Annotated in this window: 12 protein-coding genes; 9 read left to right on the top strand and 3 right to left on the bottom strand. The window is 29.5% G+C overall.

Annotated elements, in window-relative coordinates:
* Positions 1 to 156 precede the first annotated feature (156 nt).
* From GFV00_RS04960 to GFV00_RS04940, 5 genes are all read left to right on the top strand, one after another.
* Positions 157 to 1,023: a DUF6089 family protein gene (locus GFV00_RS04960; RefSeq protein ID WP_160556988.1), complete on the top strand. Its 867-nt coding sequence runs from the start codon at positions 157 to 159 to the stop codon at positions 1,021 to 1,023.
* Positions 1,024 to 1,036: 13 nt separating this feature from the next.
* Entirely contained in the window at positions 1,037 to 1,786 is a 750-nt protein-coding gene (locus tag GFV00_RS04955; protein ID WP_160556989.1) for an isoprenyl transferase, read from the top strand.
* A gap of 18 nt (positions 1,787 to 1,804) precedes the next feature.
* Positions 1,805 to 4,369, top strand: coding sequence for an outer membrane protein assembly factor BamA (gene bamA / locus GFV00_RS04950; RefSeq protein ID WP_160556990.1), 2,565 nt, complete (start codon positions 1,805 to 1,807; stop codon positions 4,367 to 4,369).
* Positions 4,370 to 4,468: 99 nt separating this feature from the next.
* On the top strand, positions 4,469 to 5,461 hold the full coding sequence (locus GFV00_RS04945) for an OmpH family outer membrane protein (RefSeq protein ID WP_160556991.1): 993 nt from the start codon (positions 4,469 to 4,471) through the stop codon (positions 5,459 to 5,461).
* Between the two features lie 16 nt (positions 5,462 to 5,477).
* Positions 5,478 to 6,002, top strand: coding sequence for an OmpH family outer membrane protein (locus GFV00_RS04940; RefSeq protein ID WP_158254198.1), 525 nt, complete (start codon positions 5,478 to 5,480; stop codon positions 6,000 to 6,002).
* Positions 6,003 to 6,163: 161 nt separating this feature from the next.
* Here the strand turns inward: GFV00_RS04940 and murF are convergent, their stop codons facing one another.
* Positions 6,164 to 7,441, bottom strand: coding sequence for a UDP-N-acetylmuramoyl-tripeptide--D-alanyl-D-alanine ligase (gene murF, locus GFV00_RS04935; RefSeq protein WP_160556992.1), 1,278 nt, complete (start codon positions 7,439 to 7,441; stop codon positions 6,164 to 6,166).
* Between the two features lie 331 nt (positions 7,442 to 7,772).
* A complete protein-coding gene (gene mdh / locus GFV00_RS04930; protein WP_105296699.1) occupies positions 7,773 to 8,711 on the bottom strand; it encodes a malate dehydrogenase in 939 nt (312 codons plus the stop codon).
* 156 nt (positions 8,712 to 8,867) lie between these two features.
* Between mdh and GFV00_RS04925 the strand changes: the two genes are divergently transcribed.
* The 3 genes from GFV00_RS04925 (at position 8,868) to GFV00_RS04915 (ending at position 11,999) form a co-directional block, all read left to right on the top strand.
* On the top strand, positions 8,868 to 9,584 hold the full coding sequence (locus GFV00_RS04925; RefSeq protein ID WP_160556993.1) for a glycosyltransferase: 717 nt from the start codon (positions 8,868 to 8,870) through the stop codon (positions 9,582 to 9,584).
* On the top strand, positions 9,581 to 10,246 hold the full coding sequence (locus GFV00_RS04920; RefSeq protein ID WP_160556994.1) for a lipid-A-disaccharide synthase N-terminal domain-containing protein: 666 nt from the start codon (positions 9,581 to 9,583) through the stop codon (positions 10,244 to 10,246). Before GFV00_RS04925 ends, GFV00_RS04920 begins: the two co-directional genes overlap by 4 nt.
* A 97-nt stretch (positions 10,247 to 10,343) precedes the next feature.
* On the top strand, positions 10,344 to 11,999 hold the full coding sequence (locus GFV00_RS04915) for a glycosyltransferase family 39 protein (RefSeq protein ID WP_160556995.1): 1,656 nt from the start codon (positions 10,344 to 10,346) through the stop codon (positions 11,997 to 11,999).
* A gap of 7 nt (positions 12,000 to 12,006) precedes the next feature.
* Here GFV00_RS04915 and GFV00_RS04910 read toward each other — a convergent pair whose 3' ends face one another.
* Positions 12,007 to 12,762: a Kdo domain containing protein gene (locus tag GFV00_RS04910; protein WP_160556996.1), complete on the bottom strand. Its 756-nt coding sequence runs from the start codon at positions 12,760 to 12,762 to the stop codon at positions 12,007 to 12,009.
* A 155-nt stretch (positions 12,763 to 12,917) separates the two neighbouring features.
* Here GFV00_RS04910 and GFV00_RS04905 point away from each other — a divergent pair, with 155 nt between their 5' ends.
* On the top strand, positions 12,918 to 15,386 hold the full coding sequence (locus GFV00_RS04905) for a hypothetical protein (protein WP_160556997.1): 2,469 nt from the start codon (positions 12,918 to 12,920) through the stop codon (positions 15,384 to 15,386).
* The last annotated feature ends 256 nt before the right edge of the window (positions 15,387 to 15,642 follow it).

The raw sequence follows: 15,642 nt of genomic DNA, 5'->3' as shown, positions 1-15,642 counted from the left end.
ATAAGTTAATAACAAAATAAAGAGTATAAACATAAAAAGAATTATTATCTTTGTTGCTTGAGAAGATACATAATATTGCAAAGGATAATGCAACAAAATGACTTTATTTCACGTTTAAAGCAATTATGCAATTACGTGAAATAATATTAAATTAAAATGAAAAAAGTTTTCTTACTGATTATTCTGATTTGTACTTGTTGTTTAATGCATATAAAAGCTCAACGTAATGAAGTAGGAATATCTATTGGAAGAGCCAATATAATTGGTGATATAGGTAAAACCGATTATATTGAAATATTTCCTATGGATAGGTATAGAATTCCAATTTCTCTAGGAGTACTTTATAGGTATAATTTAGATAATAGACAAAGTTTACGTTTAAATTTAATTTATAACAGAGTCTATTTTGACGATGAGAAAGCAAGTGAAGATTATAGATTTAAAAGAAAAATATCAGGAAGTAATACCATTTTTGAAACCTCAGTTTTATTTGAATATTATTTCTTTGATATCAATGATATAAAATATTCAGGTTCTTCTCCATATATATTTGCCGGAGTGGGCGGATATGGGTTTTATGACAGGAAATATACAATTAATCATACGAGAGCTAAAGATTATAATGGTTCTTACAGATATCCTTTAAATTATCAGGATTTTGTAACAGAAGAAAATTATAAGAAATCTATGAAATTCGATTTTAATATTCCTTTTGGCGTGGGATATAAATTTAAAATTAAATACGATTGGTTATTATCTCTTGAAATAGGAGCGAGATATACATTCCAGGATAATCTTGATTATAGTTCTATAAAAAACAAAAATATAACTATAAACATAGATCCTCAATTAAACAATATAAGTAATGTAGACCCTAAACTTAAGGATGAGATAAATAGAAGAAATGCTAAAATCATAGGAAAACATCAAACAGGTAATACATATAAAAGTAACGATTGGTATTTAATATGGGGGATAAATCTTACTTACACATTTGGAAGACCTCCATGTTATTGTTATTAAATTATAATTATTAATGTCTAAAAAAGATATATTTATAGAAGAAAATAAAATGCCTAAACACGTTGCCATTATTATGGATGGTAATGGAAGATGGGCTAAAAAAAGAGGTATGATTCGTAGTCTTGGCCATCAAAATGCTATTAAAGCAGTTCGAGAGGCGATTGAATTTTGTGATGATGCAAATATTCCCTATCTTACCTTATATGCTTTTTCAACAGAAAATTGGAATAGACCTATTTTAGAAGTGAATTCTTTGATGAGTCTATTGATTAACACTATAAAAAAAGAAACAAAAAAATTAAAAGAAAAAGGTATTAGAGTTAAAGTTATCGGCAATATTGATAAATTTCCAACTAACGTCCGAGAGGAATTAATCCTGCTTACCAAAGATACATGCAATAATCAAAGGGGCACATTGACATTGGCATTAAGTTATGGTGCTAAAAATGAAATTCTAGATGCTGCCAAAAAAATTGCTCTGGATTATTCAAATAACGAAATATCTTTGGAACAATTAAATGAAGATACCTTTAATCAATATTTATATACAAACGATCTACCGGATGTAGATCTTCTCATTAGAACGAGTGGAGAGCAAAGAATAAGTAATTTTTTACTTTGGCAAATAGCATATGCAGAATTATATTTTACAGATACATTATGGCCTGATTTTAATAAAGAAGAATTTTTAAAAGCATTAGATTTTTATCAGAGCAGAGAAAGAAGATTCGGGAAAATAAGTGAACAATTAAAAGTAAAGTAAAAGAAGTAAAAAGTGTACATGAAGATATTATTAGCGGCCGTTTTATTCTCAGTAAACATATTTATATTTGGTCAGGTTGCAGACAGTGTTCAAATATCACCACAAGAACCAAAGGCTGATGTTAAAAAAGATATAGACCCTATTAAAAAAGACGATTCTGCTTTACGTATTAAAGAAATCAAAATTACCGGAACCGATAAATATTCTAAGAATCAAATCATGAGGTATACGGGGTTGTATGAAGGAGATTTTGTGGAAATACCGGGAATGCAAATTAACACGGCAGTCAAAAAACTTTGGGATTCTAAGCTTTTCGCTAACGTAGAAATTTTTTTAACTAAAGTAATCAACAATGAGGTATACCTTCGTATAAATTTGGTAGCACTTCCGGATTTAGGTACTGTAAAATTTCATGGAATCAGTAAATCTAAAGGCGAAAAGTTAATAAAAGACAATGGTCTTAAAACAAAGGCTAAAATTACCGATGATCTGCGTTCTAAACTTCAAAACTCCATAAGAAATGAATATACAGATAAAGGATTTCCGGATGCCAAAGCAATAATTAAAGAATCGACCAATCCAACAGATCCTAACTTAGTCAATTGGAATGTAACTATAGATAAAGGTCCTAGAGTTAAAGTTAAAACAATTAAAATAGAAGGAACTAAAGTATTAAAAGCTTTAACCGTCAGATCACGAGCTTTCAAAAATACTAAACAAAAAAGATTTTATCGCTTTTGGAAGAAATCAAAATATGTTCCTGAAAAATACCTGGAAGATTTAAATAGAGTTGTTGAAACTTTTCAATCGTATGGTTTTAGAGATGCAAAAATAACTTCAGATACTGTGCTCAGAGCCAATAAAAAGAATTTTGATATAGATGTTCATGTATCAGAAGGAAAAAGATATTATCTGGGAAATGTAACTTTCTCAGGAAATTCTGCATATTCTAGTGAGACACTTTCAAAAGTTATCGGATATAAAAAAGGAGAACCCTATGATGCGGTAGGTTTCAATAAAAAAGTATCAGGATCAGAAAAAAACGATGATATTTCAACACTATATTATAATAACGGGTATGTTTTTGCCAATGTAATTCCCATTGAAAAAGCAGTTAGAAATGATACGATAGATATAGAAATTAAAATAAGAGAAGGAGAACAAGCTTATTGGGACAAAGTTACTTTCTCAGGAAATACCAAAACCCATGATCACGTGATCCAACGATCATTAAGCACAAGACCCGGAGATCTTTTCTCAAAAGAAGATATACAAAGAACCATTATGGAATTAGCCCAAATGGGATACTTTGAAGCACAGACTTTGCGCCCTGATATTACACCGAATGTTGAAACTCGTACGGTAGACGTTAATTATAAATTAGAAGAAAAGGGAACAAACAGTCAAATAGAATTACAAGGAGGTTATGGAGGAAATCGTTTTATTGGAACTTTAGGTTTAACTTTTGGTAATTTCTCATTTAATGATTTTTTCAAGAAAAAAGCTTGGAAACCTATTCCTTCTGGTGATGGACAAAGTATATCTTTAAGAGCCCAAGCAGGAAGTAATTATCAGAATTACAGCATTTCATTCACAGAACCATGGATTACAGGTAAAAGGCCTACTTCCATGACTGTTTCTCTTTACAGCACGATATTGAATTACAATAACTATTATGCAGAAGGAAGAAACAAACTAAATATATATGGAGGTCAAGTGGGATTAACCACTCGTTTAAATTGGCCGGATAATTATTTCAGGCTTTCCTATGGTATCAATTATCAATTATACTCTTTTAGAAATTATCCGTTTAATATAGCAGATGAAAATGCCTTAGGATATACAACATGGGATAATGGAGAAAGTAACAATTTCAGTTTTTATGCAAGTTTAGGTAGATATTCAGCAGGATTTGATCCTATATTCCCTACAATGGGTTCTGAATTTGAGCTTTCAGTGAAATTTACTCCCCCATATTCCGCATTCAACAATGAAGATTACAGCAAAAAAACCGATAAGGAAAAATACAAATGGCTGGAATATTATAAAATAAAGATGAAAGCCTATTGGTATCAGGAATTAGTAGGTAAATTTGTTTTAAAAGCAGGAGGAGAATTCGGATTTTTAAGTAATTATAATTCCAAAGTAGGAATTCCTCCTTTTGAAAGATTCTATTTAGGAGGAACCGGGTTATATGGAAATAGATTTGATGGTAGAGAAATTATCCCTTTACGTGGGTATAGAGATGCTACATCCTTCGGAGGAGTTTCCGGTGAAGACATTACCCCATTAGGAGGGGGTACCTCATATTCAAGGTTTATGTTGGAATTGCGTTATCCGGTATTATTAGGAGGAGCTACGAAAATTTATGCGTTAACATTTGCAGAAGGAGGAAATACTTGGAGCAATAATAAATCATTTAATCCGTTTGAGCTAAAAAGATCTGCCGGTTTTGGTATTAGAATTTTTATGCCACAATTCGGAATGTTAGGTTTTGATTTTGCTAAAGGATTTGATTCAACCATTAATTCAAACAGTGCCAACGGATGGGAAACCCATTTCATATTTGGTCAACAATTTTAGATGATTTTTGCTTATATTGAATTATAATAATATATTTATAGCAAAATAAAGTTTATAAAAACTTGGTATGATTTTAGAAAAGCCTTATATATAGTTACCATGAAGAAAACATTGACATATGCTCTGCTCTTGCTTTTTAGTTTTGGCATTGCTCAAAAAATGGCTTACGTAGATACGCAGTATATTTTAAAACAATTGCCGCAATATCAACAATCAGAACAAAGACTTGACCATGAAGTTAAAAAATGGCAGGAAGAAATTGTTAACAGACAATCCATGTTAGAAAAACTTCGTATTGAGTATGAGAATGAAAAAGTTTTATTAACAGAGGATCAGCAAAAGTCAAGGTTGATGTCAATTGATAGCACAGATAAGGCGCTTCATGAATTTATTGAAAAAAAATTTGGATCAAAAGGAGAATCAGTCAATCTAAGAATTAATTTGGTTAAACCTATACAAGATCAAATTTGGAATGCAATAAATGCTATAGCCATAAAAGATAAATATAATTTAATCTTAGACAAATCGTCAGATTTAATTATGGTTTATACAGATTCCAAATATGACATCACAGATAAAGTGTTGAAACAATTTGGAATTGCAACCAAAAAGAAAGAGGATAAAAATGGTAAATCATCTTCTATGATATCCAATTCAGATGAAGTTGATGACAAAGAAGTTAAAATTAAAAATGCTAAGAATTCTGATGAAACTGCAATAGATAAAAAAGATAAAGAGTCTACTAAAAAGCAACAAAAATCAGGATGGGGAAGAAAGTATGTTCCTAAAAACAAACAAACTAAAAAGGAACAAATTCAAAAAGAAGAAGTAAATGAAGTTTCTTCTGAAAAAGTAGATGAAGTTTCAGAGGTAAAAAATATAAATAACGTAAAAAGTAAAGATTATCCTAAGGAGGAAGATGTACATGAAATAACTGCACCGGCTCCTAAGAATAAAGAAAGTAAAACAGTAAATAATAAAGAGTCTAAAACTACCATTAAATCGCAACCAAAATCAGGATATGGTAGTAAATATATACCTAAGAAAAAAACTCAAAATAATAATCAAACTAATGATAAAACAAGTAAATAATAAAATTAGAATAAAAATGAAGAAAATCACATTAGTATTCCTCTTAACTGCATTTGTTGGAGCTTTTCAATTAGTTAAAGCTCAAAATATAGCTCATGTTAATTCAATGGAATTATTAAGCCTGATGCCTGAAAAAAAAGCAGCTGATGATCAATTAAAAACATTAGCAGACCAAAAAAAGGCAGAAATTAAAAAACAAGAAGACAGTTTTTCTGCTAAGTATGAAAAAATTCAAAAAGATTTGCAAGGAAAATCACAAGCTGATCTTGAAAAAATGAAAGATCAACTTCAAAAATACGAAGAAGATTTCCAAAAAGATCAACAAAGTCTAGTAGCTTTACGAGAAGAAGCAGCAAAAGCTTTAGATAAAAAACAAGCAGATTTATATGAGCCTATCATGAAAAAAGCACAAGATGCAATTGATAGTGTTGCTAAAGCTAAAGGTTACCTTTATGTTTTTGATACTTCTCAACCTTCTCTTTTATATGCTGAAGGACCAAATATTCTAAATGATGTTAAAGCTAAATTAGGAATAAAATAAGAATTAAGATAGAACAAAATAAAAGAGGCTTAATAGCCTCTTTTTTTATATATAAAAACAAAAAATTAGATTAAAACTTTAACATTTATGGTAAAGAATTTATGATGTAATAAACACCTTATATGATAATAATTTACCCAAGAAATTACACCTAAATAATTTTAAGGTAAAAAATCGATGAGTCTTTCTAAAGCCATGGCACGAGAACCTTTCAATAAAATATTTTGCGTTGGTAGGGTATGGTTTTTAAGATATTCTCTCATGTCATTAGTTGTATGAAATTTTTGAACTCTGGTAGTCTTCGTGTTGGTAGAATAAAAATTTTCACCAACTAAATAAATAAAATCAAAATTTAACTTTTCTGCAAGATTTACAATCTTTTGATGTTCTAAAACCGATTCGCTGCCCAATTCATACATATCTCCAATAATTATAGATTTAGTTCCTTTGAAATGAGAAAAATTTTCTAAGGAGACTTCCATACTGCTCGGATTAGCATTATAGGTGTCTAATACTAAAACTACATTTTCCTTTTCTACAACTTGTGAACGTTGATTTTGAGGGGAATAATTTTCTATTCCTTTTTTAATCGTATTTATATCTATACCAAAATAAAGCCCTAAGGAAAAAGCGGCGCAAATATTTGTAAAATTGTATTGACCGGTAAGTTGAGAATTAATTACAAGGTCTTTATATTGAATGCTAACCCGATGGTTATTTTCTAATAAAGAGAATGTATATGAGCCATGAGAACCGAAAGTTATTTTTTCTATTCCTTGACTCAAAGAAACTTGTAAAGGATCGTCGGTATTTATCAGAGCTGTTTTTTTATACTCTCTCAAGAAAGCATAAAGTTCTGATTTTCCTTTAATTACTCCTTCTTTGCCTCCAAAGCCTTCTAAATGAGCTTTACCAAAATTTGTTATATAGCCAATTGTTGGCTGTGAAATACCGCTTAATAATTCAATTTCTTTAAGATGATTGGCCCCCATTTCAATGATAGCAATTTCATGCTCAGTATTTATAGATAAGATGGTAAGCGGCACTCCAATATGGTTATTTAGATTACCCTGTGTGTATAAAACATTAAATTTTTCATTTAAAACGGAAGCTATTAGTTCTTTAGAAGTAGTTTTACCATTACTTCCGGTTAAACCAATAACAGGAATGTTTATTTGATTTCTGTGATATCTTGCTAAATTTTGTAAAGCAACTAAAGAATTTTCAAAATAGAAAATGCCTTTTTCAGGATTTGATATATCAATATCATCTACAACGGCAGCAAAAGCGCCATTCTTTATTGCTTGTTCAGCAAATCTATTTCCATCAAAATTATTTCCTTTTAAAGCAAAAAATAAATTGCCATTTTCAATTTTTCTGGTGTCCGTTGCAATTCCTGAAGATTGCAAAAAAATGGAATATAATTCAATAATTGTCATATATAATCTTCCTGATTTACTTTAAAATTTACTATACAAAAATAATTAATTGTTGGCTACATAGATCAATAATCAATCTTTAATAATTCAATCATATAAATATATAAATATAGTCAGAACAAACAAAAGTCGTTTTTGATATATGTTTTATTTAAAAAAAATCAAAAATTTCAAATAAATAAATTTATAAAGTTAAAGAACGTTTATATAACTTGAAGTTAAATTTTCTAATTTGTAGTGTAGGAATTGATTTTAAAATTAATGTGAAAGGAGGTATAATAAAAAACAGCTTACTAATAAGCTGTTTTAAATTTATTTAGTTTTTACAACTTTATAGAACCTTCATTTCGTATAAAACATTATTCATATTCCTTACCGCATCAGCTGAAGCTTTAAATTTAGCTTTTTCAGTGTCATTGAGTTCCAGTTCAACAATTTTTTCAATACCGTTTTTACCTAAAACTACAGGTACTCCAATACAAATATCGGTTTCACCATATTCACCGTCTAGGTAAACGGAACAAGGAATTACTTTTTTCTCGTCTCTAATAATAGATTCAACCACTGCAGCTCCGGCAGCCCCGGGAGCATACCATGCTGAAGTTCCTAATAGTTTAGTTAATGTAGCACCACCAACCATTGTATCAGAAGCAACCTTTTCTAATTTATCTGCAGATAATATTTTTGAAAAAGGTACCCCTTGGCACGAAGCAAAACGAGTTAAAGGAATCATCGTTGTATCCCCGTGTCCCCCTATAACAGTAGCTTGAATATCGTTTTGAGAAGCTCCACTAGCTAAAGATAAGTAGGTTTTGAAACGAGATGAATCCAATGCCCCTCCCATACCAATAACTCTAGATTTAGGTAATCCTAAAGATTTAAGAGCTAAATAGGTCATAGTATCCATAGGATTCGAAATAATTACCAATATAGCTTCCGGAGAATATTTTAATATGTTAGTTGCAACGTCTTTAACGATTCCTGCATTAGTACCAATAAGATCTTCACGACTCATTCCCGGTTTTCTGGGAATACCTGAAGTAATCACGGCAACGTGAGATCCGGCAGTTTTAGAATAATCGTTAGTACTTCCCGTAATAGTAGTGTCAAATCCTAAAAGTGATGTGGTTTGTGTTAAATCTAAAGCTTTACCTTCGGCAAAACCCTCTTTTATATCAACGATTACTAGTTCGTCAACTATTTCTTTCCTTGCAATGTTATCAGCACAAGTAGCCCCTACGGCTCCGGCGCCTACTACAGTTACTTTCATATTTTTATACTTAATTTATTGTTAATAATCTTCTCAAAGGTATAATAAGTTTAATTATAATAAAATGTCGTTTATCATCTTTTAAAACATAACTCTCCAATTTTAAATTCACTATTTTTTTTAATAAATTTGATAATTATTTTACATCCCACATACATGGAATATGAATTAACGGTAATAATACCGGTTTTTAATGAAGAAGATAATCTTGAACGAGTTAAAGAAGAAATGTTGGCATTTCTACATGCTGCTAAGAAAAAGTCAAAAGTACTTTTTGTTAACGACGGTTCTAAAGATTCAAGTCTTTCGGTAATTCAAAAAATTTGCAACGAGAATCAAGAATTCTTTTATATATCCTTCGATAAAAATTATGGATTAAGTGCCGCAATAAAGGCCGGATTTGATTATGCCGATACACAATGGGTCGGATATATTGATGCAGATCTTCAAACATCTCCGATGGATTTCAACGTTCTTTTAGATTATGCGGATCAATACCAATTGGTTACAGGAGTTCGATCCAACAGGAAAGACAGTAAAGTTAAAAATCTTTCATCGAAAATTGCGAATGGAATCCGACGTGCTTTTACTCATGACGGGATGGATGATACGGGGTGTCCTTTAAAAATTATTCAAACTGAATATGCGAAAAAAATTCCGATGTTTAAAGGATTGCATCGTTTTCTACCGGCAATGATATTACTTCAAAACGGAAAAATTAAACAACTTTCGGTACAGCACTTCGAAAGAATAGCCGGTAAATCCAAATTTCATTTATGGAATCGTCTGATTGGGCCTCTAAGTGATTGCTTTGCTTACATTTGGATGAAAAATAAATATATCAATTATAAAGTAGCTGAGAAAAAAATATGAAAAATATCTTAGCTGAGAATTTTTTTTCTAATGAACTATTTGTAAAGTATTTTACCCTAAGTTTAGGTTTTCTTGCACAAATACTTTTTTCAAGTAGAATGATAATTCAATGGATTTCAGCAGAAAAAAATAAAAAGGTTACTTCTGATCTCATCTTTTGGCAGGTAAGTCTAGTTGCTTCATTCTTTTTATTCGTTTACGGATATTTGAGACATGATTTTTCAATTATGTTAGGGCAGTTGATAACTTATTATATTTACATTAGGAATATTCAGCTTCATGATGCCTGGATGAAATATCATGTAGTTTTTAGATATATCTTATATTTATTTCCTGTTGTGGCAATTATATTTAGCCTTTGGAACAGTGCTTTTGATTTACATAAACTTTTTAGCAGGCAAAATATACCCTTATGGTTACTAATATGGGGAAGCCTCGGACAAGTTTTATTTACCATGCGATTTATCTATCAATGGATTTATTCTGAAAAAATTAAGAAATCGGAATTACCTATGGGCTTTTGGATTTTAAGCCTTACCGGATCATTGATGATCTTTATTTATTCAATTATCAGAAAAGACCCTGTATTATTTGCCGGGCATATTATAGGAATTATTGTTTATACAAGAAACATAATTATCCTGAAGAAAAGTGATAGTTAAATAAAATAGTTAATAAAATATATTTGACTATTTTTCGATTATATAGTAATGAAAATTTTTTATTTAAAAATATCATTTTAAATAAAATAAAATATGCATGAAAAATAATAACACTAAGCATATAATAGTATTGTTTTGCACTTCTCTGATTATATTAGGGGTAAACTTAGGAGTCATGCCGGTTAATATAATGGAGGCACGAAACTTTATCACTGCAAGAGAAATGGTACAAGACGGACATTGGTTTTTGACTACATTAAACGGAGAACCTAGGTATGAAAAACCGCCTCTTCCAACTTGGATGACTGCTTTTTTTGGGTATTTATTCGGATTTCATTCTGTGGCAATTTTACGTATATCCGTAGTTCTTGTGACTATGGTCCTCGTATTTTATATCTATAAATTTTCATTGAAATTAGGGCTTAAGGGACAAACCGGTTTTCAAAACGGATTAATTCTATTAACTTCTTTTTACGTTTATTTTGCAGGTAGAGATAATCAATGGGATATTTATTGTCACAGTTTTATGATTGTTTCAATATTTTATCTATGGAATCTATTACGTTTGAAAAACGGTGCAATAAAAAATTCAATACCGGGAGGAATTTTTCTTGCCTTTTCCATGCTTAGTAAAGGTCCAGTTTCATTATATGCATTGCTGCTTCCGTTTTTAATTTCTTATGGGTTTATTTATAAATTTAATTTTAAAAATAAAAAGATTTTAAAACCACTATGCATTTATATACTTATTGGTTTTATAGGAGGCCTTTCTTGGTCGGCTTATGTACATTGGATGGATCCTGAACATTTGAATTCAATGGCAAAAAAAGAAACGGCCCGATGGATTAATGACTATAACTCCAAATCCTTTTTTTATTATTGGAGCTTTTTTACTCAATCCGGAGTATGGGCGATATCTTCCTTAGTAGCTCTCTTTTATCCTTATATGAAAAATAAGGTTTCCAACCTTAAAGCCTATCAATTTACCTTACTGTGGACACTATTTTCCTTGCTTTTACTCAGTGTAATTCCGGAAAAAAAAGTACGGTATATTTTGCCCACCTTAATTCCTCTTGCTTTGAATACAGGATTCTATATAGAATTCATTCTTAAGGGAATTAAAAATAAAAAAGATTCTGTATTGATTAAGATAAACTTTGGGTTATTTGGTTTAGTAGGTATAGTTTATCCTTTGGTACTATATTTATTTTTTAAAGAAAAAATTACGCGACAATCCGATTGGGCTTTGTGTTCATCCCTGGTTTTATTTATAGTAGGAATTAGTATTATGTATTTCCTTATTAAAAAATCTTGGCACCGTGTATTTAATTCAATTATACTATTACAATGTGTGGTTATCATTTTTGTTTTCCCTCTAGCCAAGAGTTTTTTATATAATCCTAATTATAAGTCTGTAAAAGATTTGCATAGATTTACTGCAAATAAAATGACCTTGTATGATTATAAATACATGTCACCCGAAATTGTTTGGGATTACGAAGATAAGATTCCACCTATTGACAAGGTAGGAATTAGAGATCAATTGGTATTAAAAAATAAAAATTATGTCGGAGTCCTTTGCTTTCAAAAAGATACAGAAAATTTAATTAAGGAATTAAGCTCAATTTATAACGTTAAAAAAGTTTCGTATGTTGATTTAAATACTGTGGCTCCTTCCGGCAAATCATACAAAGAGAGATTAACTCGTGACTTCCTAATTATTTATAAAAAATCAAATTCAAATCAAGAATAAATGATAGCTATTTAAATATTTTTTTTAAAAAACGTTTAAATTTTGCTTTAGATTCAATTTTACGATTAAATTCTTTCTGATAATGAGTAATTTTAGATTTTACTTCATGTAAAGAATATCCGGAAACCTTAGAATATTCTTCAATTAATAGGTCTAAATAGGGTTGCTTCTTAATATTATTTGATAAACTTTTCATCTTAATATCAAAAGATAACTCTTCATGAAATTCCATTCTGTTTAAATCAACCAAATACATTTCGTAATCGTTATTTTTACGGATAATAAGAGTATTTCCGGGTGTATTATCTTTAATATAAACCCCTTTAGTATGAACATAATAGGAAAACCGAGCAAAGGCTTTCACACATTCAAAACCATCCGGTTGATCATATAATTCACGCAAGGTAAAATCATAGGAAACGTATTTTGATATGTAATAACTGGAAGTTAAACCCATGATATCAAAATTTTCAATATAGGCTAAAGGTTCAGGATTTAATATATCTAATTCCAAAAGTTTTGTTCCGTGTTCAAAAGATCTTCTAGCTTTGGATTTTCTAAAATATCGGTATACAAATTTATTTATTAAGTGAGGTTTTTTAAAACTTTTAATCGTAATATAATCTCCCTTAAAAGGAACTTTTTTTATAACATTTCTTTCCGGGTTTCCAAGTATTTCATCATAACTATCAAAATTATTGATAATGTTTAATAATTCATCTTTGCTTTCCTGATATTTTTTGTTTAGAATGTATTTGCGCATTTAATATAAAAATTATAATTATTTTTAATAACAAATTTAGCTTATATTTAAGGTTTTATAAGATAAGAGATAATAAGTGAAATAGTAGGCTTTTAAAAACAACAAATTTAATAAATTTTCGTTTTTTTATTAGCTTTGTCAATTATAAGAAATAAATGAAGAAAATTATATATTCAATTCTGATTTTAAGCCTTTTGGTAGGCTGCTCAACCAAAAAAAACGGGATAACTCATCGTACATATCATCGGATTACTACTTGGAACAATACTTTATTCAACGGCCAAGAAGCATTAAATGAAGAATTGAAATCAAGAAACTCAAGATACAGGGATAATTTTTCTGCCATTTTACCGGTAGAACCGGGTAATCCTTTTGTGGAGGAAAAAGAAAATTCTCTTGATAATTTCTTAGCAAGTTCAGATAATAACACTGCAAATCTATCAGGAGAACTTAAAGATAATCTAAAAAATTTAGATGCCCAAGGAGCCATAAATTCCTTATCTGATGCTTTTGGGAAGATGTTAGGTGCGGGTAATGATTCAAAAGCGCAAGGTTATGACAAAGCTATAGAAAAAGGAAAGAAAGCCATTGAAAAACATTCAATGCTTATAAAAGGAAAAGAATATAATTCTATGATGAGTGAGGCTTATCTTTTATTAGCCAGAGCTTATTATTATAAAAGAGATCCGTTTGAATCTCTTAACTATTTGAATTATATGAATTCAACCTTAGTAAAAAATACTAAAAAAGCTCAAGTTGAAGGATATATGGCTTTAGCACAAGCACAATCAGGAAATTCTTTTCAAGCAAATGAGATTTATGAAAAACTCATCAATCAAAAATTAAAAAAAAGAGATGCAAAATTTATCTCTAAAATATATTCTCAATTTTTAATTGATGAAAAAAGATATTCTGAAGCTGTAAAAGCTTTAGACGTTGCAAAAAAATATAATAAATGCAATACAAACCAAGCTCGTTTTAGTTTTATTCAAGGTCAATTATCAGAAAAATTGAACGAAAAGGATTTGGCAAGAAACTATTATAATTTAGCTTTTAAGAAAAAATCTACTCCCGAGTTGGAGATAAAATCACAAATTGCTTTATCTAGATTGTATAAAAAAGAGGATAGCTTAGCTTATACGAATAGAATTAAATTTTTAAAAGGGTTAACCAAAAAAGGATTATACCAATCCAGAAAAAATGAAATATACTATGCAATGGGTCTAACTTCCCTAAAAGAAGAAAGAAATAAAGATGCGATGAACTATTTTTTTACCTCTTTAAAAGAGGAAGAGAGTGATCCTCAAATACGAGCTTTAGTTTATCAAGAAATAGGAGATAATTATTTTTCAAAACCTGACTATGTCTATGCAAGTGCCTATTATGATAGCGCAATTTCAAGATTTGTTGATCCGGCAATGAAAAGAAAATTAACAGCTAAAAATAAAGTTTTAGGAGAAGTAACCAAAAAATATTATTTAGTAAAAAAGAATGATAGTATTATAACGGTAGCTAAAATGTTACCTGAGCAAAGAAATAATTATTATCAAAAATATATAAATCAACTAAAAGAAAAAGAAGAAAAAGAAAGATTACAACAAGAAAAGAATCAAAGAAGAGAAAATAATACCGAGTTTACTACCGAATCTTTTGAAAATACAACATCTGCATTTACGATGATTACACCCAATACCAAAGGAAAATGGTATTTTTATAATAATAACCTGAAACAAGTAGGTCAATCAGAATTTAGAAAACAATGGGGGGATAGAATGTTGGAGGATAACTGGCGAATAAGCAATAAGATTTCTAATTTAGATGATGTTAAAACGCAATTATCCGGTCAATCGGATTCTAAGAATCCTAGACGATTTGAAGTTGAATATTATACAGAAAATTTACCTAAAAGTCAGTCAGAAATAGATGTTTTAAAAAATCAGAGAGATTCTGTGGAATTATCATTAGGAATTTTATATTACGATCAGTTACATGATGTAAAATCAGCTACCTCCACTTTAGAACATTTATTATCAACTCAACCTTACAATGAGGAAATAAAAGTTTTGGCAATGTATAACTTGTATCGATTTAATCAAGGAGAAAATCAAGTGTTAGCAAAAAAATACTCAGATATAATAACTACCCAATATCCTGATACTAAATATGCTTACGCTATTTTGCATCCTCAAGTTAACGAATTAAAAACTAATTCTTCAGATGCAATCTTGTTTTATGAAAATGCCTATCAAAAATACAAAAACGGTAACTATTCAGAAGTAAAAGACATGGCAAGTCAGGCACTTTCCAAATATCCCAAAGATGAGATAATAGCTAAATTTGCCTTACTTTCTGCTTTTTGCGATGCAAAATTAGGAAATAAAGAAGAGTTTGAACAATCGTTAGAACACATTGCTGTCTTATATAAAGATAAAGAAGAGGGAAAGAAGGCTGCAGATTTATTAAAATTCTTTAAAGATAAAGAAAAGGAAAACAACAAAAAATCTGTAAAAGCCAATGATCCTGTAATCAAAGCTAATGTCCCGGTATCAGAAACAAATTCAATGAATTTGCCTACACTGGAAAATTGGCAAAACAATGACGTGGATATCGATAGTATAGATTAAACGGGTTCGCTAAACTTAGTAAGTATAACTTTTAATAAGATGTATTTAGCTAACTAAATGCTATCTATTAGATTATATGATTTAAATCATATAATTATTTAAAATCATTCTAAATAAAAAACATAACTTTGAATTGATAAATGAAAAATTTACTTTATATAAATAAAGTAAAGGAGTAATTTTCACTGTGTGTTCTCACAAAATTGGTTTTATTTTATTTAGTTTATAAAGCAAAATTTTTGGTTACAAAAATTTT

Source organism: Apibacter sp. B3935 (genome assembly GCF_009827705.1).
Classification (GTDB): domain Bacteria; phylum Bacteroidota; class Bacteroidia; order Flavobacteriales; family Weeksellaceae; genus Apibacter.
The sequence above is the reverse complement of the archived record's forward strand: the minus strand, read 5'-3'. Positions and strand labels throughout refer to the sequence as shown.

Coding starts and splice junctions, on each gene's coding strand:
- GFV00_RS04960 (WP_160556988.1), top strand. CDS start 157: ATGAAAAAAGTTTTCTTACTGATTATTCTGATTTGTACTTGTTGTTTA.
- GFV00_RS04955 (WP_160556989.1), top strand. CDS start 1,037: ATGTCTAAAAAAGATATATTTATAGAAGAAAATAAAATGCCTAAACAC.
- bamA (WP_160556990.1), top strand. CDS start 1,805: ATGAAGATATTATTAGCGGCCGTTTTATTCTCAGTAAACATATTTATA.
- GFV00_RS04945 (WP_160556991.1), top strand. CDS start 4,469: ATGAAGAAAACATTGACATATGCTCTGCTCTTGCTTTTTAGTTTTGGC.
- GFV00_RS04940 (WP_158254198.1), top strand. CDS start 5,478: ATGAAGAAAATCACATTAGTATTCCTCTTAACTGCATTTGTTGGAGCT.
- murF (WP_160556992.1), bottom strand. CDS start 7,441: ATGACAATTATTGAATTATATTCCATTTTTTTGCAATCTTCAGGAATT.
- mdh (WP_105296699.1), bottom strand. CDS start 8,711: ATGAAAGTAACTGTAGTAGGCGCCGGAGCCGTAGGGGCTACTTGTGCT.
- GFV00_RS04925 (WP_160556993.1), top strand. CDS start 8,868: ATGGAATATGAATTAACGGTAATAATACCGGTTTTTAATGAAGAAGAT.
- GFV00_RS04920 (WP_160556994.1), top strand. CDS start 9,581: ATGAAAAATATCTTAGCTGAGAATTTTTTTTCTAATGAACTATTTGTA.
- GFV00_RS04915 (WP_160556995.1), top strand. CDS start 10,344: ATGAAAAATAATAACACTAAGCATATAATAGTATTGTTTTGCACTTCT.
- GFV00_RS04910 (WP_160556996.1), bottom strand. CDS start 12,762: ATGCGCAAATACATTCTAAACAAAAAATATCAGGAAAGCAAAGATGAA.
- GFV00_RS04905 (WP_160556997.1), top strand. CDS start 12,918: ATGAAGAAAATTATATATTCAATTCTGATTTTAAGCCTTTTGGTAGGC.